This window comes from Mycolicibacterium llatzerense (genome assembly GCF_025331195.1).
In the GTDB taxonomy this organism is placed as follows: domain Bacteria; phylum Actinomycetota; class Actinomycetes; order Mycobacteriales; family Mycobacteriaceae; genus Mycobacterium; species Mycobacterium llatzerense.
In genome coordinates this window covers 189,457-214,726 of the sequence record NZ_LXOV01000001.1, presented here as the reverse complement: position 1 = coordinate 214,726, position 25,270 = coordinate 189,457, and the positions used below count along the sequence as shown (strand labels likewise).

Annotated in this window: 28 protein-coding genes and 1 tRNA gene; 14 read left to right on the top strand and 15 right to left on the bottom strand. The window is 66.9% G+C overall.

All coding sequences use genetic code 11. The annotated features are described in order from the left end of the window. Positions 1-57: 57 nt before the first annotated feature. The 3 genes from A7G45_RS01330 to A7G45_RS01320 all read left to right on the top strand — a co-directional run bounded on the left by A7G45_RS01330 (position 58) and on the right by A7G45_RS01320 (position 3,291). Positions 58-1,515, top strand: coding sequence for a S1C family serine protease (locus tag A7G45_RS01330; RefSeq protein ID WP_260932720.1), 1,458 nt, complete (start codon positions 58-60; stop codon positions 1,513-1,515). A gap of 14 nt (positions 1,516-1,529) precedes the next feature. Further along, positions 1,530-2,054: a MogA/MoaB family molybdenum cofactor biosynthesis protein gene (locus A7G45_RS01325; protein ID WP_133763292.1), complete on the top strand. Its 525-nt coding sequence runs from the start codon at positions 1,530-1,532 to the stop codon at positions 2,052-2,054. Positions 2,055-2,655: 601 nt separating this feature from the next. Beyond that, positions 2,656-3,291: a porin MspA gene (locus A7G45_RS01320; protein ID WP_260932714.1), complete on the top strand. Its 636-nt coding sequence runs from the start codon at positions 2,656-2,658 to the stop codon at positions 3,289-3,291. A gap of 88 nt (positions 3,292-3,379) precedes the next feature. Here A7G45_RS01320 and mscL read toward each other — a convergent pair whose 3' ends face one another. From mscL to A7G45_RS01300, 4 genes are all read right to left on the bottom strand, one after another. After that, a complete protein-coding gene (mscL, locus tag A7G45_RS01315; RefSeq protein ID WP_043398854.1) occupies positions 3,380-3,748 on the bottom strand; it encodes a large-conductance mechanosensitive channel protein MscL in 369 nt (122 codons plus the stop codon). A 141-nt stretch (positions 3,749-3,889) separates the two neighbouring features. After that, on the bottom strand, positions 3,890-4,555 hold the full coding sequence (locus A7G45_RS01310; protein WP_260932709.1) for an SAF domain-containing protein: 666 nt from the start codon (positions 4,553-4,555) through the stop codon (positions 3,890-3,892). A gap of 63 nt (positions 4,556-4,618) precedes the next feature. After that, a complete protein-coding gene (locus A7G45_RS01305; protein ID WP_071287864.1) occupies positions 4,619-4,921 on the bottom strand; it encodes an FmdB family zinc ribbon protein in 303 nt (100 codons plus the stop codon). A gap of 271 nt (positions 4,922-5,192) precedes the next feature. After that, entirely contained in the window at positions 5,193-5,768 is a 576-nt protein-coding gene (locus tag A7G45_RS01300) for a 5-formyltetrahydrofolate cyclo-ligase (protein WP_260932705.1), read from the bottom strand. 136 nt (positions 5,769-5,904) lie between these two features. Between A7G45_RS01300 and A7G45_RS01295 the strand changes: the two genes are divergently transcribed. From A7G45_RS01295 to A7G45_RS01275, 5 genes are all read left to right on the top strand, one after another. Beyond that, on the top strand, positions 5,905-6,819 hold the full coding sequence (locus A7G45_RS01295) for a UTP--glucose-1-phosphate uridylyltransferase (protein ID WP_260932703.1): 915 nt from the start codon (positions 5,905-5,907) through the stop codon (positions 6,817-6,819). Between the two features lie 86 nt (positions 6,820-6,905). Continuing rightward, positions 6,906-8,144, top strand: coding sequence for a molybdotransferase-like divisome protein Glp (gene glp, locus A7G45_RS01290; protein ID WP_043398868.1), 1,239 nt, complete (start codon positions 6,906-6,908; stop codon positions 8,142-8,144). Between the two features lie 3 nt (positions 8,145-8,147). Beyond that, positions 8,148-8,801, top strand: a complete 654-nt coding sequence (locus tag A7G45_RS01285) for a GNAT family N-acetyltransferase (RefSeq protein ID WP_043398871.1) — start codon at positions 8,148-8,150, stop codon at positions 8,799-8,801. Between the two features lie 193 nt (positions 8,802-8,994). After that, complete coding sequence (gene sepX, locus A7G45_RS01280) at positions 8,995-10,176, top strand: divisome protein SepX/GlpR (protein WP_260932698.1); 1,182 nt, start codon at positions 8,995-8,997, stop codon at positions 10,174-10,176. Positions 10,177-10,225: 49 nt separating this feature from the next. Beyond that, a tRNA-Ala gene (locus tag A7G45_RS01275) sits at positions 10,226-10,298 on the top strand. A gap of 86 nt (positions 10,299-10,384) precedes the next feature. Here A7G45_RS01275 and A7G45_RS32460 read toward each other — a convergent pair. Next, on the bottom strand, positions 10,385-11,599 hold the full coding sequence (locus tag A7G45_RS32460; protein WP_131630657.1) for a PucR family transcriptional regulator: 1,215 nt from the start codon (positions 11,597-11,599) through the stop codon (positions 10,385-10,387). Between the two features lie 194 nt (positions 11,600-11,793). Here A7G45_RS32460 and hchA point away from each other — a divergent pair, with 194 nt between their 5' ends. Further along, positions 11,794-12,675 (top strand): glyoxalase III HchA, encoded by an 882-nt coding sequence (gene hchA, locus A7G45_RS01265; protein ID WP_260932692.1) that lies wholly within the window; start codon positions 11,794-11,796, stop codon positions 12,673-12,675. Between the two features lie 14 nt (positions 12,676-12,689). On the opposite strand, the gene A7G45_RS01260 is transcribed toward hchA, so the two are convergent. The 6 genes from A7G45_RS01260 to A7G45_RS01235 all read right to left on the bottom strand — a co-directional run bounded on the left by A7G45_RS01260 (position 12,690) and on the right by A7G45_RS01235 (position 16,739). Further along, positions 12,690-13,946 (bottom strand): MgtC/SapB family protein, encoded by a 1,257-nt coding sequence (locus A7G45_RS01260; protein ID WP_260932689.1) that lies wholly within the window; start codon positions 13,944-13,946, stop codon positions 12,690-12,692. Positions 13,947-13,960: 14 nt separating this feature from the next. Continuing rightward, positions 13,961-14,758, bottom strand: a complete 798-nt coding sequence (locus tag A7G45_RS01255) for an enoyl-CoA hydratase/isomerase family protein (protein ID WP_260932687.1) — start codon at positions 14,756-14,758, stop codon at positions 13,961-13,963. Between the two features lie 80 nt (positions 14,759-14,838). Then, positions 14,839-15,753 carry a lysophospholipid acyltransferase family protein gene (locus tag A7G45_RS01250; protein ID WP_260932684.1) on the bottom strand — a complete coding sequence of 305 codons (915 nt, stop codon included), beginning with the start codon at positions 15,751-15,753 and terminating at the stop codon, positions 14,839-14,841. Between the two features lie 60 nt (positions 15,754-15,813). Next, the gene (locus A7G45_RS01245; protein ID WP_260932681.1) at positions 15,814-16,101 is read right to left on the bottom strand and encodes a hypothetical protein; all 288 of its coding nucleotides are present in this window, start codon (positions 16,099-16,101) and stop codon (positions 15,814-15,816) included. 18 nt (positions 16,102-16,119) lie between these two features. Further along, positions 16,120-16,491 (bottom strand): WhiB family transcriptional regulator, encoded by a 372-nt coding sequence (locus tag A7G45_RS01240; RefSeq protein ID WP_260932680.1) that lies wholly within the window; start codon positions 16,489-16,491, stop codon positions 16,120-16,122. Then, the gene (locus A7G45_RS01235; RefSeq protein ID WP_043398883.1) at positions 16,488-16,739 is read right to left on the bottom strand and encodes a type B 50S ribosomal protein L31; all 252 of its coding nucleotides are present in this window, start codon (positions 16,737-16,739) and stop codon (positions 16,488-16,490) included. Before A7G45_RS01235 ends, A7G45_RS01240 begins: the two co-directional genes overlap by 4 nt. A gap of 148 nt (positions 16,740-16,887) precedes the next feature. Here A7G45_RS01235 and A7G45_RS01230 point away from each other — a divergent pair, with 148 nt between their 5' ends. Then, positions 16,888-17,886, top strand: coding sequence for an acetyltransferase Pat (locus tag A7G45_RS01230; protein ID WP_260932676.1), 999 nt, complete (start codon positions 16,888-16,890; stop codon positions 17,884-17,886). Then, positions 17,886-18,722, top strand: a complete 837-nt coding sequence (locus A7G45_RS01225) for a shikimate 5-dehydrogenase (RefSeq protein ID WP_260932672.1) — start codon at positions 17,886-17,888, stop codon at positions 18,720-18,722. Before A7G45_RS01230 ends, A7G45_RS01225 begins: the two co-directional genes overlap by 1 nt. A gap of 12 nt (positions 18,723-18,734) precedes the next feature. On the opposite strand, the gene A7G45_RS01220 is transcribed toward A7G45_RS01225, so the two are convergent. Then, positions 18,735-19,436 carry an LpqN/LpqT family lipoprotein gene (locus A7G45_RS01220; protein WP_260932669.1) on the bottom strand — a complete coding sequence of 234 codons (702 nt, stop codon included), beginning with the start codon at positions 19,434-19,436 and terminating at the stop codon, positions 18,735-18,737. A 148-nt stretch (positions 19,437-19,584) separates the two neighbouring features. Here A7G45_RS01220 and A7G45_RS01215 point away from each other — a divergent pair, with 148 nt between their 5' ends. Together A7G45_RS01215 and A7G45_RS01210 are read left to right on the top strand one after the other, a co-directional pair. Then, positions 19,585-20,259, top strand: coding sequence for a DUF5642 family protein (locus tag A7G45_RS01215; protein ID WP_260932667.1), 675 nt, complete (start codon positions 19,585-19,587; stop codon positions 20,257-20,259). Positions 20,260-20,269: 10 nt separating this feature from the next. Beyond that, positions 20,270-20,926, top strand: coding sequence for a DUF5642 family protein (locus A7G45_RS01210; RefSeq protein WP_260932664.1), 657 nt, complete (start codon positions 20,270-20,272; stop codon positions 20,924-20,926). Here the strand turns inward: A7G45_RS01210 and A7G45_RS01205 are convergent, their stop codons facing one another. Together A7G45_RS01205 and A7G45_RS01200 are read right to left on the bottom strand one after the other, a co-directional pair. Continuing rightward, a complete protein-coding gene (locus A7G45_RS01205; protein ID WP_043398896.1) occupies positions 20,927-21,538 on the bottom strand; it encodes an alpha-ketoglutarate-dependent dioxygenase AlkB in 612 nt (203 codons plus the stop codon). 41 nt (positions 21,539-21,579) lie between these two features. Further along, positions 21,580-23,118, bottom strand: coding sequence for a dolichyl-phosphate-mannose--protein mannosyltransferase (locus A7G45_RS01200; protein WP_260932660.1), 1,539 nt, complete (start codon positions 23,116-23,118; stop codon positions 21,580-21,582). A 23-nt stretch (positions 23,119-23,141) separates the two neighbouring features. On the opposite strand from A7G45_RS01200, the gene rsmI reads away from it, so the two are divergent. Continuing rightward, the gene (gene rsmI, locus A7G45_RS01195) at positions 23,142-23,996 is read left to right on the top strand and encodes a 16S rRNA (cytidine(1402)-2'-O)-methyltransferase (protein ID WP_260932657.1); all 855 of its coding nucleotides are present in this window, start codon (positions 23,142-23,144) and stop codon (positions 23,994-23,996) included. Positions 23,997-24,071: 75 nt separating this feature from the next. On the opposite strand, the gene A7G45_RS01190 is transcribed toward rsmI, so the two are convergent. Next, positions 24,072-25,259, bottom strand: coding sequence for an aminodeoxychorismate synthase component I (locus A7G45_RS01190; RefSeq protein ID WP_260932654.1), 1,188 nt, complete (start codon positions 25,257-25,259; stop codon positions 24,072-24,074). Positions 25,260-25,270 lie beyond the last annotated feature (11 nt).

Here is a 25,270-nt window from a genome sequence, read left to right as displayed (position 1 = left end):
CATGTCGTTCGTTGTCCCGGCAACGGATCTGAAATACAGGAAGAGTGTCGACCAGTAATGACGAATCACCCGAGGTACTCGCAGCAGCCCGAGTCCGGTCGGCGTTCTGATTCCTATCAGTCCGCGCCCGGCTACGGCGCATCGCAGCAGCAGGGGTCGTCATACGACTGGCGGTACGCCACGCATCAGCAACAGCAGACCACCGGGCAGTACCCCACCGGCAGCTACGCCACCGGTCAGTACCCGACGGGCCAGCACCAGACCGGGCAACATCAGACTGGGCAGCACCAGACCGGCTCGTACTCCACCGGGCAGTACTCGACGCAGCAGTACGGTTCGCAGCCGTACGACCCGTACCGGACGGGACAGCACAATGGCCGGCCGTCCATCACGCCGCGTCCGCAGGGCCAGAACCGTTCCCGCACAGGGCCTTTGATCGCCGGTATGGCGGCCGTGGCACTGGTGTCGGCGGGTATCGGTGGCGGCATCGTGATGCTGGCTCAGCCCGACAACTCGAGTAGTTCGACGTCGCTGGGCGGTTCGGCACGCGGCCAGCACGCGGGGAACGCGCCGATCGGTTCGGTCGAGCAGGTCGCTGCCAAGGTGGTGCCCAGCGTCGTGAAGCTCGAGACCGACATGGGCCGGTCGTCCGAAGAGGGCTCGGGCATCATCCTGTCCGCGGACGGGCTGATCCTGACCAACAACCACGTGGTGGCCGGTGCCAAAGATGCGCCGCCCCCAGGCGCTCCGCCGGTCCAGACCAAGGTCACGTTCAACACCGGTAACACCGCGACGTTCCAGATCGTCGGTACGGATCCGAGCAGCGACATTGCAGTGGTGCGGGCCAAGGGTGTTTCAGGTCTGACGCCCATCGCGTTGGGTTCGTCGTCCAATCTGGTGGTGGGGCAGCAGGTGGTGGCCGTCGGCTCGCCGCTGGGTCTGCAGGGCACAGTGACCGAGGGCATCATCAGCTCGCTGAACCGTCCCGTCGCCGCGGGTGGCGATGCCAAGAACCAGAACACCGTGCTCGACGCCATCCAGACGGACGCCGCGATCAACCCCGGCAACTCCGGTGGTGCGCTGGTCAACATGAGCGGTGAGCTGGTCGGTATCAACTCGGCGATCGCGACGCTGGGCGGGGATTCCGGCCAGTCGCAGAGCGGTTCGATCGGGCTGGGCTTCGCCATTCCGGTGGACCAGGCCAAGCGCATCGCCGACGAGCTGATCAAGAACGGCATTGCCAGCCATGCCTCGCTCGGCGTGCAGGTCGGCAACGACAAGGCCATCGACGGCGCCCGGATCGTCGACGTCACCAGCGGTGGTGCGGCCCAGTCGGCGGGCTTGCCCAGCGGTGTGGTGGTGACCAAGGTGGACGACCGGGTGATCAGCAGCGCCGATGCGCTGGTAGCTGCAGTGCGCTCGAAGGCCCCCGGTGACAAGGTCACGTTGACCTACCTGGACAACGCGGGCAAACCACAGACAGTTCAGGTCACGCTCGGGAAGGCACAGCAGTGACGGGCACGGGGAGCATGTCAGAGGCGGGATATACGGTGACAGGCATGGAACAGGCAGGGGAATTGGCCGGGCGCGCGCTCGTGGTGGTCGTGGATGACAGGACGGCGCACGGAGAAGAGGATCACAGCGGCCCGTTGGTCACCGAATTGCTCGGTGAGGCCGGCTTCCTGGTCGACGGGGTGGTCGTGGTCCCGGCCGACGAGATCGAAATTCGCAATGCCCTCAACACCGCGGTGATCGGTGGCGTCGACCTGGTCATCTCCGTCGGCGGCACCGGAGTCAGCCCCCGCGATGTCACGCCGGAAGCCACTCGCACCATGCTCGATCGTGAGCTGCTCGGTATCGCCGAGGCGCTGCGGTCGTCGGGCTTGGCCGCGGGCATTTCGGACGCCGGGCTCTCGCGTGGCCTGGCCGGAGTCTCGGGAAGCACGCTGGTGGTCAACATCGCGGGCTCACGCGCGTCGGTGCGCGACGGCATGGCGACGCTGGGGCCGTTGGCGGCGTACATCATCGCGCAGCTGTCGAGCCTCGACATCTAAATAGCTGAGCTCCGCTTGGGGCTATCGGTCGAACGGAGTGGTTATGAGTTCGTCCAACATGAACAATCGGATTTGGCAAAAGTGTGAGCTTGATCACACTGCGGGAGGGCTGTGATGGGTGATACACGGCCCTCTCGCGACCTAGTTAACAAGGTGTTCGGTGACGTTCTACCGGACGTAACTCGCGATGAATGTAACGAGCAGTCCCCCTCCTCGGATGGTGACCGAGATCGCTGGCTACGGGACAACGTCCCGCCGCACCACCGCTGAGCATGTAGTTCTCACAACGGCTGGTCGCTGATTGGGTTAACTCCTGATTACGCCGGTCAATGGCCTCATTGAGACCATGTTTCCGCCCTGTTTCGGGCCCGCGGGGCGCTGTGGTCGGCCCTATCTCGCAGGTGGTTCCCAGCAAACTTTTCCAGCTCGGGAATATATGCGCGGTCTTTACGTCGTTCGCATTGCCGGACGGTGCGCGCGCCGATATCTTCCTCGTGTCAACGATGAGCAAAAGGTAAGAGCAACATGTGAGATTCACATGGAGGTCTTGCGACGGTCGCGCGGTCAGCTTGCTGGCACCGCCTACTGAGCTAGGGAGAATATGAAGGCATTCAGTCGGGTGCTGGTAGCACTGGTAGCGGCGCTGGCGTCGCTGTTCCTCGGAGCAGGTACGTCCCATGCGGGTCTGGACAATGAGCTGAGCCTGGTCGACGGCCAGGATCGGACGTTGACGGTGCAGCAGTGGGACACGTTCCTCAACGGCGTGTTCCCTCTGGACCGCAACCGCTTGACCCGTGAGTGGTTCCACTCGGGCCGGGCAAAGTACAACTGCGCGGGCAAGGGCTGCGACGAGTTCGGCGGCACCTTGGAGTTGGGCTACCAGATCGGCTTCCCGTGGTCGCTGGGTGTGGGTATCAACTTCAGCTACACCACGCCGAACATCCTGCTCGATGACGTCAACCCGACCACGTTTGTCGGCGGTGGTGGCGGCATCATCACGCCGAACCTGTTCCCCGGTGTGTCGATCTCCGCTGACCTGGGCAACGGTCCGGGTATCCAGGAAGTCGCGACGTTCTCGGTGGATGTGTCGGGTCCGGCCGGTTCGGTGGCGGTGTCGAACGCGCATGGCACGGTGACCGGCGCGGCCGGCGGGGTGATGTTGCGTCCCTTCGCGCGGCTCATTGCCAAGACCGGTGACTCGGTGACCACCTACGGCGAACCCTGGAACATGAACTGATCCAGGCGGTTTCAACCGGCATACGACACGGCGCCCGGCCAACCGGCCGGGGCCTAGTCGTAGTTGTGGGGTATTCGCGCCGGATGCGCTACTTCTTGTCCAGCAGGTCGCGGATCTGCGTCAGCAGTTCGACTTCCTGCTTGATCGCATCCTCCTTGGCGGCGCGGAACCTGCTGTACGGCAGCACGACGACGAAGTAGATGACCGCGGCGACCAGGACGAAGTTGATCGTCGCGCTCAAGACCGCGTTCAGGTCCATGTAGTTGTCGCCGAGCAGGTGGATGCGCAGGACGCCGTACGAGTGGTCGCCCCCGGCGCCGATGCTGGAGATCAGCGGCTGGATCACCTGGTCGGTGAATGACTTCACCAGCGTGGTGAACGCGGCGCCGATGACCACCGCGACCGCCAGATCGACGATGTTCCCCTGCGCGAGGAACTCTTTGAAGCCCTTAAGCATGACTGCCCTCCCTGTGATACGACCTGTACCCACGAACGGTAAGGCGGGCCTGCGCTTCGCGCAGGAAGCAGCGGCCTGATGGTCGCAACAGATGCGGTCCGGTGACGAAATCGAAATCGGCCGCCAGGGAAATTTCGCGGGTCAGTGCAGGGTGACGGTGATCGCCCGGTGCAGAGCCGCCCCGGCGACGGCGTTGGCACTGTGCCGCGGCAGGGCGACGAGCACGACGCGTTCGTCGCCGCTCGTCGGTGACTTGAGGCGTTCGGACACCAGCACCACCCGGGCGTCGGTGGCGATGACCTCGGCCGACGACTGATCTACTGCCGGGCCGGTGTTCTCCGGTCCCGCCAGGACGTCCACGACGTCGCCTGAGCGCAGTAGGTCCGGGAGCGCGGCGTCGGCCAGATGCAATGGCACCATGCGGGCGTCGGGTCCGGCGGCAGCGGCCGTGAGCCGGGAACCGAGCAACCGCACGTCGGTGATGACCTCACCGCGTCGCGCGGGAGCGGCCAGAGTCGCGCCGACCGCGGCGCTTGATTCGCGCAGTGCGCCGTCGGGAATGCTTGGCGCAGAACGAGATTCGACGACGACGTCGTCAGCCGTCAATGCCGAGCCGGGGGACAGGTCATGCTTGGCGACGACGACGGCGACCTGTCCGTCCCGGGGGTCGGGGCGAAATTCGATGACGGCCGCGAGGACCACGAGGAAGCCTGCGGCGACTCGGCGCGCGGCGGCGGTCCTGGCCCAGTCGGGCCGCAGTTTCTGCGTCAGTCGGCCGATCAACGGCGCGTCGAGTGAATCCCCCATGCCGTAACGGTAGGGATTCTGATCGGGAAACACAGGCCGGAAGGCGTCCGGCCTGTGGATAACTCAGCTGGATGCTGCGGCCGCCGGAGCGGCCGACGTCGTGCTGCTCGACGAGGACGACGACGAGTCCGACGAACTGGAGCTCGACTCGCTCTTGGCCGGCGCGGCCGCGGTGCTGGAGCTCTTCGAATCGCGGCTGTCGGTGCGGTAGAAGCCGCTGCCCTTGAAGACCACGCCGACGGAACCGAACAGCTTGCGCAGTCGGCCCTGGCACTTCGGGCATTCGGTCAGCGCGTCATCGCTGAATGCCTGCACCGCGTCGAACCGGTTGTCGCACTCGGTACACGCGTAGGAATAGGTCGGCACGGAAACCTCCGAGGTCGTCAAACTTGTTGGCACTCTACCGGGCTAAGTGCCAAAACAGCTATTCGGTCCCGGGCATTCCCAGGCCGGCACGACTCGCGGACCGGTGACGGCGGCAATTGCTTCCGGAAGGACGGCGGGACACATAGCATTGTGTGCATGACTGGCAACATCACCAAGGGCAGCGGCTGCGACAACCCGGACTGCACCTGCGAGGACTGTAACTGCGGATCGGGATGTACCTGCGGCAAGGACTGACGTCCCCCGGTACTTCCTAGATTCCCAGCCTGACCAGCCCTGATCTCGGCGTCAGGGCGTGGGTCATCGGCACGTCGTGCGGTTCGCCGGGCAGCTCCGGCAGCAGGTCGTCGTCATACACCACCGCCACGAGTAGCGCGTCCGGCGCGGCCAGCGACAGCGAGCGGTCGTAGAAACCCGCACCGCGGCCCAGCCGGACACCGGCACGGTCGACGCCCAGTGCGGGGATCAGAATCACACTGGCCTGCCCGATCGCGTCGGGCGGCAGATGCGGTGTAGCGGGTTCGAGCAGCCCGAATTGCGCCTCCGTGAGGTGCCCGGGCCGGTACCAGCCCCAGCTCAGTGGGGCGTCGGGGCGGGTCACCGGTAACAGCACCCGTGCTCCCGCGTCGATCAGAGCGTCCAGCATCGTGGGCGAACCCGGCTCGGTGCCGATCGGCACGTAGGCGCACACCACGTCGCCGGGGTCCACTAGTTCCGGCACTCGCAGTGTCAGGGCTTCGGCGTCGGTCTGCCGCTGCCCGGGGGTCAGGGCGCGACGTCGACGCAGGATGGCGCTGCGCAGGTCGCGCTTGCCGGCCTCGGGACTCACGGTTACCACCGTGTCATATTTGCTCTTGCAGTGTTGTACACCTGTCCAGGTAATGGCCACTTTGACGTTGCCGCCGACCTCGCCAAGGCGAACCCTTGGTGGGGCGGATCGAGGCAATGCCGTTATCGTGTGAACAATGACGACACAGACTTCAGTGCCGATGCCGCGCACCGCGGTGGTCCCGGCGGCTGGTCTGGGCACGCGTTTTCTGCCTGCCACCAAGACCGTGCCCAAGGAGTTGCTGCCGGTCGTCGACACCCCCGGCATCGAGCTGGTTGCTGCCGAGGCCGCTGACGCCGGTGGCGAGCGACTGGTGATCGTGACCTCGGAGGGCAAGGACGGTGTCGTTGCGCACTTCGTCGAGGATCTCATCCTCGAAGGAACGCTCGAGGCGCGCGGCAAGCACGTGATGCTCGAGAAGGTGCGCCGGGCGCCCGCGTTGATCAAGGTGGAGTCGGTTGTTCAGGCCGAGCCGCTCGGCCTGGGACACGCCGTCAGTTGCGTCGAGCCGGTGCTGCTGCCCGACGAGGACGCCATCGCGGTCTTGCTGCCCGACGATCTGGTGCTGCCGACTGGTGTGCTGGTGACCATGGCGAAGGTGCGCGCCAAGCGTGGCGGGTCCGTGCTGTGCGCCATCGAGGTGCCGAAGGACGAGATCAGCGCCTACGGCGTGTTCGACGTCGAGACGGTGCCCGACGCGGCCAACCCGAATGTGTTGCGCGTCAAGGGCATGGTGGAAAAGCCCAAGGTCGAGGACGCCCCGTCGCTGTACGCGGCGGCCGGCCGGTACATCCTGGACCGCGCCATCTTCGACGTGCTGCGGCGTGTGCAGAAGGGTGTCGGCGGTGAGATCCAGCTGACCGATGCCATCGCGCTGCTCATCGAGGACGGCCACCCCGTGCACGTGGTGGTGCACCGCGGGTCCCGACACGACCTGGGAAATCCCGGCGGCTACCTTAAAGCTGCGGTTGACTTTGCGTTGGAACGCGACGACTACGGCCCGGAATTGCGGCGGTGGTTGGTCGAGCGATTGGGTCTTGCCGAGCGCTGAGCGCCTGACACCGGCGGTACGGTTGGCCCGAACATGCGCGAGCATGTGGTCGGCCACGGTGTACGAGGTATCCAGAAAGGCGAGCTGTGCGTTCGGTTGAAGAACAGCAGGCCCGGGTTGCGGCTGCGGCGGTAGCGCCGCGACCGCTGCGGGTGGCGATTGCCGAAGCGCAGGGCCTGATGTGCGCCGAAGAGGTTGTCACCGAACGACCGCTGCCCGGGTTCGATCAAGCCGCCATCGATGGCTACGCGGTGCGCAGTGTCGACGTGATGGGTGCGGACTCCGGCGGCGACAGCGACGTCACTCTGCCCGTGGTCTCGACCATCGCTGCTGGTGAACGCACTCCCACCCGGCTGCAGCCGCGTCAGGCCGCACGGGTGCAGACCGGTGCGCCGATGCCGACCCTCGCCGATGCGGTGCTGCCGCTGCGCTGGACCGATGGCGGCTCAGCGCGGGTGCGCGTCCTGCGCGGTGTGCGGTCCGGCGCCTATGTGCGTCGTACCGGGGATGACGTGCAGCCGGGCGACGTCGCGGTGCGTGCCGGCACCATCATCGGACCGGCGCAGGTCGGCCTGCTGGCGGCCGTGGGCCGCGAACGCGTGCTGGTCCACCCGAAGCCGCGGCTGACGATCATCTCCGTCGGCGGTGAGCTGGTCGACATCTCCCGGACGCCCGGAAACGGCCAGGTCTACGACGTCAACTCCTACGCGCTGGCCGCTGCCGGCCGGGACGCCGGCGCCGAGGTGAACCGGGTCGGCATCGTGGATGGCGATCCCAAGACCCTGCGCGACGTGGTCGAAGGACAGTTGAGCCGGTCGGAACTCGTGGTGATCGCGGGGGCCGTCGGTGGTGCGGCGGCCGAGGGCGTGCGTTCGGTCCTCGCTGAGCTGGGGGAGATGGAGGTCGCCCGGATCGCGATGCATCCCGGGTCGGTGCAGGGCTTCGGAACGCTCGGACGTGACGGCGTCCCGGTCTTCCTGCTGCCGGCGAACCCGGTGAGCGCCCTCGTGGTCTTCGAGGTGATGGTGCGTCCGTTGATCCGGATGTCGCTGGGCAAGCGGCAGCCGATGCGGCGCGTCGTGCCGGCCCGCACGTTGTCTCCCATCTCATCGGTGGTGGGGCGCAAGGGATTTCTGCGTGGCCAGTTGATGCGTGATCAGGACACCGGCGAATATCTGGTGCAGGCACTGGGCGGCGCGCCGGGCGCGTCGCATCTGCTGGCGACCCTCGCCGAGGCGAACTGCTTGGTGGTCGTGCCCACCGAGGCCGAACAGATCCGTACCGGCGAGTCCGTTGACGTGGCCTTTTTGGCGCAGCGCGGCTGAGCCGTGAACCTGTTGCGATCGAGTGCTGTGCATCCGGGCTGGCCGCTGTCGGTAGGCCCGATCCGCGTGCATGCCGGAGTGATCCGGTTACGTCCGGTGCGGTTGCGCGACGGCGCGGTGTGGAGCCGGATGCGGCTGACCGACCGTGCGCACCTGGAGCCCTGGGAACCGGTCGGTGAGGTGGATTGGACTGCGCGCCATGCTGTTTCGTCATGGCCGGCGCTGTGCTCGGGGTTGCGGTCGGAGGCCCGGCGCGGGCGAATGCTGCCGTACGTCATCGAGTTGGACGGTGAGTTCTGCGGTCAGCTGACCATCGGCAATGTGACGCATGGAGCGCTGCGGTCGGCGTGGATCGGCTATTGGGTGGCACGCCAGTTCACCGGCGGCGGGATCGCGACGGCCGCGCTGGCGCTGGGTGTCGATCACGCCTTCGGTCCGGTCGGGCTGCACCGCATCGAGGCGACGGTGCGTCCGGAAAACGGTCCGAGCCGGTCGGTGCTGGCGCGGGTGGGCTTCCGCGAAGAGGGCCTGCTGCAGCGCTACCTGGAAGTCGACGGGGCGTGGCGGGACCATCTGCTGGTGGCCATGACGGTGGAGGAGATGTCCCAGTCGGCGTCATCGGCGCTGGTCAGGGATGGGCGAGCCGCCTGGGTTTGAGTGATTTGTGCACGGTTTTGCCCGGTAGGCGCGGCAAATCGTGCACAAATCGGAAAACGGCTGTGTTGCAGATGTGACATCTGTGGCTGATGTGCTTGTAAGTAGCGAATTACAGGTGTGTAATTGACCCTGGCGCGTCGGCTTCGGATGCGCTGGTCACCGACCTAATCTGATGGGGAAAGGAGCCGGCGATATGCCAAGCATCCCCCAATCCCTCCTGTGGATATCCCTCGTCGTGTTGTGGCTTTTCGTGCTGGTGCCGATGTTGATCAGCAAGCGCGAGAACGTCCGCCGGACGAGCGATGTCGCGTTGGCGACCCGTGTGCTCAACACGAATGGCAACAGCCGGCTGCGACGCCGCAGCGGGCCCGCTACCGGTCACTTCAGCGACCCGCACTGGAAACAGGATGAGGACCTCACCGCGTTCGAAGAGGACTTCGCGCGCAGCGATGCGACCACCGACTCGATCCCGGTCGCGGACCCGGAAGCCGATTCACCGCGTTCGGTGGTGCTGGCCGATCAGGTCGTCGTCGAGGAATCGGCGTATCTCGACGTCGAGGTCGTCGAGATGGACTCCGGTGCTCTGCCGATCGGCGCCTCAGGGCGCATGAAAGCGGTTCCCGAGCCTGAAACCCGCGAGCAGCCAACACTTTTCGACGACGTCGCGACGCCGACCATGGCGATCCGGACCGTTTCCGAGGCCGACTTCGAGCCGGAGGAGGCGCACACCGACGCGATGGCGGCGGCGGACGTCGACGAGCCCGAGGCCGAGGCCGAGCCGACCACCGACGTCCACGAAGCCGTCGCGGCTGACGAGGCTGTCGCGGAACAGGCCGAGGAAGAGGCCGAGGACGGCACCGAACACGACTACGAGTACGTCGACGACACCTCGGGTGTCGAGGCGGTGTCGGAGGACGAGCCGAAGCTGGCCGACTCGATGTCGCACGCGCGCCGCAACCGCTACGAGTCGAAGGCCGCCGTCGCGGCCGCCGAGCGCAAGTACAGGTTCCGCAGCCGGATGCTGTCCGGCATGGCGCTGGCGATCCTGTTCACCGGCATCGCCGCCTACGCGCTGTCGCCCGGCATGTGGTGGGTGTGCGGCACGGTCAGCACCATCTCGGTGCTGTACCTGGCGTACCTGCGCCGTCAGACGCGGATCGAAGAGCAGCTGCGGCGCCGTCGTGCCCAGCGCATGATGCGGTCCCGGCACGGCGTGGAGAACACACAAGACGAGGAATTCGACGTCGTCCCGTCCCGGCTGCGCCGCCCCGGCGCCGCCGTCCTGGACATCGACGACGAGGACCCGATCTTCGAACACCTGGAATATGCCCGGATGGGCAGGGAGTATGACCTGCCCCGGGCGGCCGGGCAGTAAGTCGGTTTTTATGTGACGGACCGGTGCTGGTAGCCTTTGCATCCGGTAAGGGGCTATAGCGCAGTTGGTAGCGCGTCTCGTTCGCATCGAGAAGGTCAGGGGTTCGATTCCCCTTAGCTCCACAGAGATTGAAATGGGGCCGGTGAATACCGGCCCCATTTCTGTTCTCCGGGCCTGCCGTGATCGGAGACGTCGTTGGGTCGGACGCTTAGGTCTGCTCCGCCGAAGCCGACTGCATGGTCGGCAGCTGCTTCAGGGCGTTGAGTGCGATGTACAGCTCCGCGGAGTCCAGCTTCCGTTCGAAGGAACGCCCGGATAGCTTCTCGATTCGCCGCAACCGATAGCGGACGGTGTTCGGGTGGCAGTGGAGCCGTTCGGCTGCCTGACTTGCCGAGCCGTCGACCTCGAAGTAAACCGCCATGGTCGTGATCAAGAGCTCGCGGTCAGTGTCGGTGAGCTCGAGGATGGGTCCGAGGATCTTCCTGCTGATCGCGGCAGCAGTGGTTGGGGCGCTGACCACCAACATCGGCAAGGGGCTGTCGTCGAACACCGTCACTGCGGCTGCACCCGCCGTCCCGGCAGCGAGCGCGTTCCGGGCCAGATGTAACGCGTGCGGAGTTTGATCGAGACGGCTGAAGGACGGGCTGACGCCGACCCGGCTGGTAGCGAGGGACCGCAGCACGTCAACGAGTTCGGCCATTCCAGCTGTGCTCCGCATGGAGACGATTCCGAGGTGCAGGTCGGGCGTCAGGCGCCACGCTGATCCAATGTCGCGAGCCCGCAGAACGGGTTCGACATTCGGTAAGGCGTGTTGAGCGAGCCCCGGAGCGTCGGCCGCAACCACGGCGAAGGTTCCTTGATAGGGCAGTGCCAACAGATTTGCGGCGTCGTGGACAGTTTTGGCATCGCCCATCCCGCCTTGCAACACTGCTTCGACAAGTGCCGAACGTTCCTGGTCGCGGCGCAGCATCAACAGCGCCACGGTCTCGTTGAAAGCGTTCATCATTGCGCTGGTGAAGGTGTCATGGAAGGTCCAGATCTCACCCGCTATGGACACCAGGTCGGCATCGGAAACTGATTCGGTCTCAGCCGCAGCGGCGACGATCATCTGCCACATGCACTCGAATGAATTCCGAAATGCATTCTGCACCAACGCAAGTGGAACCCTTTGGTCGGCGCGCCGCCGACCCGTACGGCGCGGCGCTTCGAGATCGAGCATCGGTTCATGCGCCAGGTGGCGAAACATGAACTCCAGATTGGCTCGGCAGGATTCGTACAGATCGTCCTCGGGAACAAGGTCGCCGCTTCGGTATACCTCGATGTTCTGCTGAATCCGGTCAACCAGCACGTGCGCCAGCTCCGAAACGCGGGGCAGCAGACTTGCCGCGATCATGCGCCCTGGGTCAGTCGTTTTGGCGGACACTCGTTCAGGGTATTGGAACTACCGGCGCCCTTTGTTCCGGCGGACAATTACGCGCCGCTCGCGTGGTTGCCGTCGCCATCGACTTCGGCGTCCGGACGTCTCAGGATGGATGTGGGAACAGCGTCGCGGGTGTTTCGGATCCCCGACCGATGTCCCTGATGCGAGCGAACTGACAACGATTGAGGTGGAGTGCCGTGGCAACTGATCATGACGAACTGAGCAAGTCTCCGACACCCGATCCGGCTGAGGATAACGCCTTCTTTCCCTCGGCGTATTCATTGAGTCAATACACTTCGGACAGAACCGATTTCGGTGGCGTCAAGCATGCCGGCGCCTATACCGGCGGGCGGTGGAAAGTCCTGATGATCGCCACCGACGAGCGATATCTGCTGATGGACAACGGCACCATGTTCTCCACCGGGAACCATCCTGTCGAGATGCTGCTGCCGCTGCACCATCTGATGGCGGCCGGCTTCGACGTCGACGTCGCGACCATCACCGGAAACCCGGTCAAGCTGGAGCTGTGGGCGATGCCGGGCAAGGACGACGCCGTCCAGCAGACCTATGCCGCGCTCAAGCCCCAGCTCAAGGAACCGTTGAATCTTCGCGAGGTGATCGCGGACAAGCTGGGCCCCGACTCCGACTACCTGGCGGTGTTCATCCCGGGTGGCCACGGCGTCGAGGTCGGCATCCCGTTCAGCCCCGAGGTCGGTGCGGTGCTCGACTGGGCACTGGCCAACGACAAGTTCATCATCACGCTGTGTCACGGTCCCGCCAGCTTGCTCGCGGCCGCGATCGGCAAGGAGGACTCGCCGTTCAAGGGCTACAGCATCTGCGTCTTCCCCGACGCGCTGGACAAGGGCCCCAACAAGGACATCGGCTACCTGCCCGGCGGGCTGCGGCTGTTCATCGCCGAGGCGCTGGAGGACCAGGGCCTGAAGGTGGTCAATGACCAGATGACCGCACAGGTCCATCAGGACCGCCGGCTGCTCACCGGGGACAGCCCGCTGGCCTCGAACAACCTGGGTCTGCTCGCCGCCGATGCGTTGGTCGAGGCGGTTTCGACCGAGGGCTGACAGGCGATCAGAGGCTACGTCGCGGTCATCGTGAGGGCCAGGACGACTCCGAAAACCACTGCAGGCGGCGTCATCCCGGCGAGAAACCGAAGTCCGAACCGAGGACCACCGGCGGTGAACGCCAGCACCGTTTTGACGATCAGGTTGGAGCCGAGTGCGGCTGCTACCGCGACGAGTGCGGTATCGACAGTGATGTCGCCCTTGGCGGCAAGGCTCGCGGCGGCGACCGCCCCGGCGTGCGCATCGGCCAGGCCGGCGGCGAACGCGGCGAGCACAGTGCCCCCGGCGCCGAGCACATCAGCACCCCACCGACCGACGAGCAGCGCAAGGGTCAGGACGGCGGCGAGGATCAGCGCCGGCCGCAGTGCGAAAGGTCGGGTTGTGGGGGCTGCGCCGGCGTCGTGGTCGGGGGACGGCTTGTCCTCGGTGAGCCGCCCCGCTCCTCGGTAGACGACGGCGGCGATCGCGACCAGCACGACGGCACCCGCGACGACGGGCGGCCATAGGCGCTTGAGCACTTCGGCATCGACCACGGCGATCACGATGAGCAGCTGGACAAAAGTGGCCAAGCTGGCCAGCAGAGCGCTGGCCAGGGGCGCCCGCAAGCTCGGTGTCGTGCGGCTGAGCCGCCCCATGGACGCGGTCGTTGCGCTCGCTGAGACGAATCCGCCCGCGATGCCCGTGATGAGCAGGCCGCGTTCCGGGCCGAGCGCCCGAACACCGATGTAGCCCACCCATCCGATGCCGGTGAGCAGCACCACGAGGAGCCAGACCTTCTCCGGATTGAGGACGCCGTACGGTCCGAGACCGCGATCCGGTAGCAGCGGCAGGATCACGAACGCGACGACGAGAAACTTGATGGCATCTTCCAGTTCGACCTCGGTCATGATGTCGCGGGCGAAACGATGGATGCGGGTTTTCGAGACGAGCAGGCCTGCTACGACGACGGCGAGGGCCACGGCGAGCGCTGGGCGGGAATAGGCAAGGGCGCCAAGGAGGTACGCGACAAGTGCGGCTGTCGCCGTGGTGGTCCCTGGGTCTTCGTCGCTGGTGCGGAAGTAGGCGAGGGCGACGAGCGCACCGACGCCGAGAAATACGGCGACGACGGCCCATGGGCCGAAACCCGCTGCGACTGCACCGGCCAGCGACAGCAGCGCGAACGAGCGTGATCCGGCGGGAAGTTTGCGTGTGTGACTACGCTCGCGCTCCAGGCCCAGCAGCAGCCCGATGGCGAGCGCTACCAGAAAGGGTTCGATCTGCTGCCAGGTCACGTGGGCTCCTGCGGCTATCGCGCGGACGGGAACTGCGGTGTGCGCTTCTCGCGTAGCGCCGTATACCCCTCGACGACATCCGGGCCGAGGAACGTCAACATCTCGTAGGCCGCCGATTGGTCGAAGATGGGGCCGGCATTGCGGAGCCAGTTGTTGAGTGCGCGTTTGGTGAGCCGGATGGCCTGCTGCGCGCCGGTCGCGAGCATGTCGGCCACCCGGAGCGCTTCGTCCAGAACCTCTCCGCGGGGTAGGGCTTTGGCGACCATGCCGATGCGCTCGGCCTCGATGCCGTCGATCATCTCGCCCGTCATGAGGTAGTACTTCGCCTTCGCGGTTCCGGCCAGCAATGGCCAGATGATCGCGGCGTGGTCTCCCGCCGCGACACCGAGTTTGACGTGCCCGTCGCCGATCTTGGCGTCTTCGGCGATGATCGCCACGTCGGCCAGCAGCGCGGCCACGGCGCCGGCACCGACCGCTACGCCGTTGATCGCGGACACGATCGGCTTGTCGCAGTTGATCATGTTGTAGACCAGGTCGCTCATCTCGTCGAGCATGTGCGAGACCCGGCCGTAGTCGCCGGCCATGCGTTCGACCATGGCCAGATCCCCACCGGCGCTGAATGCCTTTCCCGCACCGGTGATCACGGCGACCCGGGTTTCCGGATCGGCCGCGACGTCCTTCCAGATGTTGGCGAGTTCAGCGTGCATGCCCTCGTCGGCGGCGTTGTACTTCTCCGGCCGGTTGAGGGTGATCAGCAGGACGCCGTTGTCCCGGCGCGTCAGGGCCAGCTGCTGGTAGTCGGTGAGTGCCATCTCGCGAAGCCTTTCTGCTGCATGCGGGTGCATGCAGACCGATGGCAACTCACGTTACGGTCTCCCGACCGCCATCGTGGTCAGCCCGCGCGGACGACGGCCTCGGGTGGCTGAGCTGCCCGCGACCAGGCCAACGGATTCAGGCTGCGATACGGATCCCCGGCCCGGACTTCCTGCAGGTCGGCCAGGATCTGTTCCAGCGCTTGCTGAGTCGTGGACTTGACGGTCTCCACCCACCGGGCATGGTTGGTTCGGCTGGTCGGCGCGGTGGTGGAAATCGGTTCGCCGAATTCCAGATACATGCGCTGCGGGCGGGGGATCAGCGTCGGCCCGATGCCGCGCACCAGGGGCATCGCCATGTCGGCGCGGCCACCGAACCGCTCGCCGATGGACTGGCTGAGCCGGCCCAGCGGGCTGTCGCGTTCGATGAGGGGTTCGTAGACGTCGTCACTGCCGACCAGGCCGACGGGCACGATCGGGTATCCGCTTTCGATGGCCACGCGGGCGAAACCGTTTCGGCCGTCCCATTTCAGCTGGTACTCCTCGCCCTTGAACTTGGGCATTTCGCGTCCGCCACCGGGGAAGACCAGCACGGTCTCGTTGTGCCGCATCAGTTCTCGCGCGGTGTCGGGGTGGCCGACCACGCCGCCATAGGCGGCGACCAGATCGCCGCCGAAGCCCTTGGCCTGTGCCAGGCCCCGCTCGGCCAGGGGGCGTACTTGCACTCCGAGCTCGCGGCGGGTGAAGTACGGCATCAGCAGTATCTCGGCGAAGCCGAATGCGGTGTGATTGCCGACCAACAGGAAGCGGCCGTCTCGGGGCAGTCGGTCCAGCCCGGTGACGTATGGCCGGTACAGGTCTATCAGTGGGTCGAGGGCATCGCCGGTGGCGTCCAACACGTTTCGCAGTGTGCGGACGCGTTGTGGCGGATCCATGATGGCGGCGATCTCGTCGTCGGTGACGGTCGGCCGGCCCTGTGGCGGTCCGAATCCCATCGTTGCTCCCATCGGTGTGGTGGTGTTGACACCACGGTACCGACAGTTTTGCTAGCTCAGCTAATATTTTCCTGTGAAGTTCGCAACCCTGTCGCGCGCCTTCCAGAGCACCGCGAGTCCCGCCGGGAGCAGCAACGCCGCGATCACCAGCAGGATGCGTTCGATCCCGGCTGCCGTCGTGAAGTGTTGGTGCTGAAGGACTTCCAACACGGTGCCCGACACCGCGACACCGACGCCCGCGATCGTCACCAGCGCGGTGAGGGTGACGCCCGCTGCCTCTCCGGCGCTCGGGTGCGACGACCGTCTGCGTGGCCACCGCGAGCGCAGGGGACCAACACTGGGGGTCACGAGTCGACGATACGGCCCTCAGTGGTTGAACTCGGGCCTATTCGGGAACCCGCGCAACGCGGCTCGTTCCTTCGGTGTCGTCGCACCCCAGATGCCGTAGGGCTCACCGGCTTCCATGGCGTGGCCGAGGCAGTCACGCAGGACGGGGCAATGGTGGCAGATCTGCTTGGCGTGCTCTTCGTGTGCGATTCGCCGCGCGCCGCGGTCGTCGTCACCGGTGTAGAACACCTCGGCCGGCAATCCACGGCACCGGGCATGCAACTGCCAGTCCCAGGCTGCGGTGGTGACCGCGCCCCGCGTGTGGCACGCGGGGCGCGGTCGGGGCCGGATGGTGCGTGAAGGAGAGCCGAATGTTTCGCCGGGGTAAGGGGAAACCTGCGGCAAGGTCATCGGCCGTACTTGCGATTGAACTTCTCGACGCGGCCGGCGGTGTCCAGGATCTGGCGCTTGCCGGTCCACACCGGGTGCGAGTCCGAGGTGACATCGACGACGATCAGTGGGTAGGTGTGAACTCCGTCGGCGGTCTGCCATTCGATGGTTCGCGAGCTGGTGGCGGTGGATCGGGTCAGGAACGTGCGTCCGGTGGTGGCGTCCTGGAAGACGACGGGGTGGTAGTCGGGGTGAATGCCGGCTTTCATGAGGACCTCCAGCGACTAAGTGAAAATCGTTTTCAATAAGGCGTGGCCGACGATACCCGAACCGCGCAGGCTTGTCGAAAATCGTTTTCAGTAAAGGGCGGTGTCAACGGCACCACGCGGCGTGCCGTCCGCCGGTAACGTTTTCGACGTGCCGGAATCGACGACGGATGAACTGGCCTCGCTGGGTTTCTTCTCCAAGTGCCGTCAAGAGGACCTTGACCGGCTCGCGCCCTTGCTGCGTCCGTTGACGGCCGAGCCTGGCGAGGTGCTGATGACGCAGGGTGAACCTGCGCAGTCGTTCATCCTGATCAGCGCCGGCAGCGTCCGGGTGACGCACACCGCCCCCGACGGCGAACTCAGCGTCCACAACCTCGGCCCGGGCCTGATCGTCGGTGAGATCGCGCTGCTGCGGGGCGGCACCCGCAACGCCACCGTGCTGGTCACCGAACCGCTGACCGGATGGATCGGCGGACACGACGCCCTGACTGCCATGCTCGACGTCCCCTGCATGGCAGAGCGGCTGGTGCGTACGGCGCGCCAGCGGCTCGCGGAGTTCATCACGCCACTGCCGGTGCAGCTGAGTGACGGCAGCCAGATGTTCCTGCGGCCCGTGCTGCCCGGCGACAACCCGCGAGTGCGCCAGGGGCCCGTCGAGTTCTCGACCGAGACCATGTACCGCAGATTCCAGACCGCCTACGAACCCAGTCCCGCGCTGATGGCCTACCTGTTCGAGGTCGACTACGTCGACCACTTCGTGTGGGTGCTGACCGACGGGGCGGAGGGGCCCGACGGCCCGATGGTCGCCGACGCGAGATTCGTTCGGCTGCACGAGAACCCGACTGTCGCCGAGGTGGCCTTCATGGTGGGTGACGACTACCAGGGGAAGGGTATCGGAACCTTCCTGATGGATGCCCTGGTACCCGCCGCCCGTGGCGCGGGCATCGAGCGGTTCGCGGCGCGAGTGCTGTCCGACAACTTTCCGATGCGCAAGATTCTGGAGCACTACGGTGCGACCTGGGAACGTGACGACCGGAACATGATCGTCACCGAGTTCGACGTGCCGACACCTAAGCAATTGTCGTTGTCGCACACGCAGTATCGCGACATCTACACGCTGGCGCAGCACGTGATCAAAGCGGTCGGCTGATGACCGACTCGCTGTACTCCGGGCGTCCGCTGCTGAACAAGGACACCTCGGTGTGTATCTCACTGGCCGCCCGGCCCAGTAACATCGGCACGCGCTTCCACAACTACCTCTACAACGAGCTCGGTCTGGATTTCGTCTACAAGGCCTTCACCACTACGGACATCGCGGCGGCGATCGGTGGTGTCCGAGCCCTGGGCATCCGCGGCTGCTCGGTGTCCATGCCGTTCAAAGAGGACGTCATCGCACTGGTCGATGAGCTGGAAGAGTCTGCGCGCGTGATCAATTCGGTGAACACGATCGTCAACGACGCGGGCCGGCTGACGGCCTGCAACACCGACTATCTGGCGATCGCGCGGCTCATCGACGAGCACGGCCTGAACCCCGCGGAGACGCTGCTCATCCGCGGTAGCGGTGGCATGGCCAGCGCGGTGGCAGCGGCGTTCCGGGACAAGGGATTCGAGGCGGGCACCATCGTGGCCCGCAACCAGGAGACCGGCGGCCGGCTGGCCGACCGGTTGGGGTATCGCTACGCGGCAGACGCGTCAGGTGGCGCGGACATCGTCGTCAACGTCACCCCGATCGGGATGGCGGGTGGGGCCGAAGCCGACGATCTGTCGTTCGAACCGGAGGTTATTGCCAAGGCGCACACCGTGTTCGACGTGGTCGCCCTGCCATCCGAGACCCCGCTCGTGCGCGCGGCCCGGGCGGCCGGGATTCCGGTGATCACCGGCGCCGAGGTCATCGCACTGCAGGCCGCCGAACAGTTCGAGCGCTACACCGGGATGCGGCCCACCGCCGAGCAGGTCGCCGCGGCCTCGGTGTTCTCCCGCGCGTGAACTGCGCCTGACTCAGGGCACAGTGATCTTCAGTGACTTGTCGATCGACGACGTCGCATCCATCAGCGGCGCGATCGTCTCCTTGGTGCCGCTGGCGTTGATCTGCAGCACGATCACGCCGTCCTTGGTCGGGATGGCCGCCGTCTTCTGGGCCATCAGCCGATCCTTGCCGTCCTGGTTGTACATGCCGCCGACCTGACACGCCTTGAAGCCGGCGAGCTTGGCGTCGCAGTTGGTGCCGGCGTCCTGCCAGTTGTGCAGGTTCTGCAACTCGCCGGGCGCGTACTCCAGCACCTCGTCGGCATTGCCGCCGGGCAACTTCGAGATCAGCACGATGATCGTCGGAGGGTCGGCCTTCATGGCCGGATCATCGAATTTGCTTGCGCTCCAAGCCCATTTCGGCGTCAGCGCGCCCGCGTCCACCCAGCCCGGCGGGAGCGGCATGGTGAGCGTCGGTGCACCGGGATCACCGGGGTGCAGCTGCTGCTCGGTGATGTTCTTCTCGAGCAGGTAGTCCCGGATGGTCTTCTTCGGCGCTGCCGGAGCCGCCGGCGCGCCGGGCGCCGACGAGGTCGGTGCGGCCGCGGCGCTGGTGCTCGAGGCGCTGCTGGACGTCGACGACGGCGCCGGTTTCGAGCCCGAGTCGCATGCACTCGCGCCCAGCGCGCTCACCGTCACGGCCAGCGCAACGCCGGCCACCTTCATCGACACCATTTCCGTCTCCTGTCGTCGGATGCAGACTACGGGGCGGACGCGGCGGGCGGCGCGAGCTTTCGTCGCTGTGCCGTGTCCGCAAAAGATGCGTCGGCGTGGCACTGGGTATCTGCCACGGTCGGCGGGTTTGCCGTGCTATCAACAGCAAATGCGCGCATTCGCGTTGTCGGCAGCGGTTCTGCTGTGCGCCGCGTGCGGGTCGACCACCGAACCCGCGCGGCCGACCACCACTGCGGCCGCGAAGCCCGCGGATCCGGCCGCCATCGGTCGGATGCGCCGGCAACTGCCCAAGGAGCTGCAGGGCTACGAGTTCGGAGCGTTGCCCGCGCCCGCCGCGCCGACGACGTTCTGGGGCATGCCGTCCGGTTCGGTTGCGGACCCGGCGGACTGTGGCGCGTTGGTGGCGGCACCGGCTGACGGGGTGCGCGGCTGGTCGGCGTCAGGGGCGGGCGGCATCGTGTACGTGACCGCGGCGCCGGGCGACGCCCCGGCGACAGAGCTTGCCGGCGACTGCCAGTCCTGGACGTTGAGCACCGGCCGTGCGCGCGCGGCCGTCGACCGCACCGACGCACCCCCGATCGCCGACGCCCGGACACTGGGCATGACGGCGCACATCACCACCAGTGTCGAGAACGGCGCGCAAACCCATTCGCAGGCAACGACTCTGACCGCCTACGTCGATACGCTGGCGGTTTCGGTCACCATGGTGACCGATCCGGGGGCTGTCGCGCCCGCGCTGCCCGCGGATTTCCCGGCGACGTTGTTGGACGCGGCCGTGCGGTCGGTGCGGGGCATCCCGGCCGTGGACGGGTCAGCCCGGTAGATTCGCCACAATGCGCAGAACGGTGCTCGCGGTGGCCTCCGCCGGTCTGGTGGCGGCATGCATGTCCCACGCCCAGGTGGTCGCCGACCCCGATATCACCAAAATCCTTGATCTGAAGGGCACTTTCGGGCCCGAATACCAGGTCAAGACGGTTGCGCCGACGGGCATCGACCCGCGCGCGTTCGCCCCGCAGACACTGCCCCCTGGCCTGAAATTCGAGCCACCGGACTGCGCCAAGTTCGCCTCCGGCATGGCCGTCTCACCCGGCGCCAAGGGCAACATGACCGCCGTCACCGCAGAAGGCCAGGGCAACCGGTTCGTCATCCTGGCGGTGGAGACGTCCGAACCGATCGCTCCGGCTGACCCGGGTGACGCCTGCAAGAAGGTCGCCTTCTCCGGTGCGGGGCTGCGGGGTCTGGTCGAAGAGGTACAGGCACCGGCCATCGACGGGGTCAAGACCGTCGGCACGCATCGCATTCTCGAGACGGTGGCCAATGGCAAGCCCGCCACCGGCCAGCTCTACAACTACGTCGCCGGTTTCGGCAGGTTCCTGGTCATCGTCACCGCCAACTCGCTCGTCGTGCCGGACCAGCCCGTCGTGCCGGTGAACACGCAGCAGGCGACGGAGCTGCTGACCAAGTCAGTCTCGACGGTCAGGGGTCAGTAACTAGCGCACGTCGCGCGGCCGGAACTGGATGCTGATCCGCGGTCCGGTGGGGCGGGCGGTCTTGGGTACCGCGTGCTCCCAGGTGCGCTGGCACGCGCCGCCCATCACCAGCAGGTCGCCGTGGCCCTGAGGTAGCCGGACGCTGGTGCGCCTGCCGTCCGCGGCGGCAGTACGCGGGCGCAAGGCGAAAACCCTTGTCGCCCCGAGGCTCAGCACCGCGACCATGGTGTCCTGCGTGCTGCTGCGGCCGATGGTGTCGCCGTGCCACGCCACGCTGTCGGCGCCGTCGCGGTACAGGCACAGGCCCACGGTGGTGAACGGCTCGCCAAGTTCGTGGGCGTAGGCGTCGTTGAGCCGCACCCGCAGCCGCGCCAGCCCGGGATGCGGCGCCCGTTCCCGGGCCAGGTCGTGGAAGCTGACGAGACGCGGTACGTCCAGCACCTTGTCGTACATCTGGCGCTGCTCGGCGCGCCACGGAATTGCGGTCAGCAGTTCGTCGAAAAGGGTGTCGGCGCCCGTGAGCCAGCCTGCGCGGACATCGACCCAGGCGCCGTCGTCGAGCCACCGCCGTTCGGCATGGTCGAACAGCGAACCCTGAACCGCCAAGGACACCCCGCGATCTTATCGCACAGGCGTTCGATGCGCCGGGGGGATCACCGCCAGGAGGGCAGCACGATCTCCATGTTCCAGGTGGACGGTGAGATCGGCAGCCCGGTCAGGATCGGGTACATCCAGGCGAAGTTGGTGATCACCAGCGCCACGTAGAAGCAGACGACCAGCAGCCCGAGTGTTCGTCGTTCCGGTTCTGTCGATCGTGGATAGAGGATGTCGCCGAGGATCAGCGTGATCAGGATGATCAGGAACGGCGCCATGGGCGTCGCGTAGAAGAAGTACATCTGCCGGTCGATATCGGCGAACCACGGCAGGTATCCCGCGGCGTAGCCGGTGAGCGCGGCCGCGTACCGCCAGTCGCGTCTGACGAACGTCCGCCACACGGCCCAGGCCAGCACCGGCACCGCGATGAACCACATGGCCGGCGTACCCGCCAGCATCACGGCCTTGACGCACGACTGCGCGCCGCAGCCCGGCACGTTGTTGTTGTCGATGGCGTAGAGCACGGGCCGTAGCGACATCGGCCATGTCCACGGCTTTGACTCCCACGGGTGGTGATTGCCGGCGGCGTTGGTCAGCCCGGAATGGAAGCGGTAGACGTCGTGCGTGTAGTACCAGAGCGAACGCACCGTGGCCAGTGGCCCTTCGCCGATGTTCCGGCCCTCCATGTGCCGGTCGATCGCGGTCTCGGAGGCGAACCACGGCGCGTACGACGCCAGGTAGACGCCGACCGGGATGAGCGTCAGCGCCCACATGCCGGGCAGGACATCGCGCCGCAGCGCGCCCAGCCAGGGCCGCTGCACGCGGTACGCGCGCCGGGCCGCGATGTCGAAGGCGACGGTCATCAGGCCGAAGAACACCATGTAGTAGAGGCCCGACCACTTCACCGCCAGCGCGAGCCCCAACAGCACACCGGCCCCGAAGCGCCACCACCGCACGCCCAGTCGCGGGCCCCAGACGGTCTCGGCGATGCGGCCTTCGGTCATCGCGACGTGCATGCGCGCGCGCACCTGGTCGCGGTCCACGAGGAGCGCGCCGAACGCCGCCACGATGAACACCGTCTGATAGACGTCGAGCAGGGCTGTGCGCGCCGAGACGAAGCTGACGCCGTCGGCGATGATCAGCAGCCCGGCGATGCCGCCCAACAGCGTCGAGCGCGTCATGCGCCGCACGATCCGCGCCACCAGCAGCACCAGGATGACGCCGCATACCGCGCCTGAGAACCGCCAGCCGACGCCGTTGTATCCGAAGATCCACTCGCCGATGGCCATCAGCTGTTTGGCGACCGGGGGATGCACCACCAGGCCGTAGCCGGGGTTGTCCTCGATGCCGTTGTTGTGCAGCACCTGCCAGGCCTGCGGCGCGTAGTGCTTCTCGTCGAAGATCGGGGTACCCGCGTCGGTGGGTGAGCCCAGGTTCAGGAACCGGGTGATCATGGCCAGCGCGGTGATCACCGCGGTCATGGTCCAGCCGCGCAGCCGGTCGGTGGGGCCGAAATCGGCGGCGGGCGTCAGCGGCGCCGGACTGATCACGGGGACCTCGCGCTCGGCCTCGGATGCGTCGAGAGCGGGGGCGGTCACGTCAGCGATCGTAGGCTGTCCCGGTGACATCAGTTTCTGGTCCACTCGCGGACGCCGGTCGGCTGCTGCTCGCGGCCACTCCGTTGGGCCAGCCCGGCGACGCTTCGGCCCGCCTGATCGAGGCGCTCGGCAGTGCCGACGTGATCGCCGCCGAGGACACCCGACGGGTGCGCGCGCTGGCGGCGTCTCTCGATGTCCGTCCTGCTGGGCGCATCGTCAGCTTCTTCGATCAAAACGAGGCGTCCCGGGTGGCGGGGCTCGTCGAGTCGGTCGCCGCGGGGGAGACCGTGCTGGTGGTCAGCGATGCCGGGATGCCCTTGATCAGCGATCCGGGATACCGCTTGGTGGCGGCGTGCGCCGAGGCGGGTCTGCCGGTCAGCTGCCTGCCGGGCCCGTCGGCGGTGACGACGGCGCTGGCGGTGTCCGGGCTGGCCTCGGACCGGTTCTGCTTCGAGGGCTTCGCACCGCGCAAGGGCCGGGCGGCGTGGCTGGCCGGGTTCGCGACCGAGCGACGGACGTGTGTGTTCTTCGAATCGCCGCGCCGCCTGGCCGAGACCTTGGCCGAGGCAGTGACTGCACTGGGGCCGGATCGGCGCGCTGTGGTGTGCCGCGAGCTGACCAAGACCCACGAGGAGATCAAGCGCGGGACGCTGGGGGAGTTGGCCGAGTGGGCCGCCGACGGCGTGCTCGGTGAGATCACCGTGGTGTTGGCGGGAGCGACGCCGGTGGCGGACATCGACGCGTTGGTCGCGCTGGTGCAGGAATTGGTCGACGACGGAGCGCGCGTCAAAGACGCCTGCGCCCAGGTGATCGCCGAGAACCCCGGTGCCCCCTCCCGACGCGAGCTCTACGACGCCGTCCTCAAGTCCCGCGACTGACAGTTCTTCCGCGAGCAGACGCAAAACTGTCGTTTTCCCGCGAAATTCGACAGTTTTACGTCTGCTCGCGGATGGTCAGGGGCCGACGATGGCGGCGGCCTTGTGGAGGCACTCTTCCCACTCGCGGTCGGGGTCGGAGTCGGCGGTGATGCCGCCGCCGACGCCGAGGATCGCCGCGCCGTCGGCGTCGAATTCCACCGTGCGGATCGCGACGTTCAGTTCGGTGCCGGCCAGGGGTGACGCCAAACCGACGGTCCCGCAATAGATTCCGCGATCGTAGGGTTCCCATTCGGCGAGGAGTTCGCGGGCGCGGCATTTCGGGGTGCCGGTGACGGAGGCGGGCGGGAACGTGGCGTCCAGTACCGCCGACATCGGCGTCGCAGCCGGAACCTGTGCGGTCACCGTGGACACCAGGTGCCAGACGCCCGGGGCGGGTTTGACCGCGAGCAGTTCGGGAACCCGGACCGACCCGGTGGTGGCGACGCGGCTCAGATCATTGCGGACCAGGTCGACGATCATGATGTTCTCGGCGACGTCCTTTACCGACGACGCCAGCTCCGACGGCGAATGATAAAGGGGGAGCGTGCCTTTGATGGGGCTTGAGGTGACGACCTCGCCGCGGCGGCTCAGGAACAACTCCGGCGACAGCGACGCCACCGCACCCCACTCGCCCGCCACGAACGCGGCCCGGGCGGGCGCGGTCCGGGCGACGGCATCGACGAAAAAGTCAACGGGCGCACCGGTTATCCGTCCGGTGAAGCGGGTACAGACGCAGGCCTGGTACACCTCGCCGGCGGCGATCGCCTCCAGGCAGGCCAGTACGCCGGCGCGGTGACTGGTGCGGTCCGGCGGACACCAGTCAATCGAGTACGGCGCGGGCGCCGCCGGTTCCAGGTCGGCGAGCCAGTCGGGAATCGGTGCCCCGGAAAGGCTTTCGTACCACCAGTGCCCGGCCGCGTCCTGCCGGAGCACACAGTCCGACCAGCCGCCCGCGGCCATCGGTATGCGGCCGGCGCCGTCCGGGTACGACAGGTAGCCGAACCAGCCGCCGCCGATCACCTCGCCGGAACCCGCTGGCGCATCGAAGACTTCGGTGGCGGTCGCCGGCTCGATGGAGACGCTCGGCGCGATGACGGCCGTCGCGCCGAACCAGTCACCCAGCAGCGCGGCCGGCGGAGGCAGGCTGCGCCGAGCGGCGGCGTCGGCGACAGCCTTCAAGACCCCCGGGGCGGCGCCCAGGTCGGCCAACCGCTCGACTCGCACGCCCCACAGCT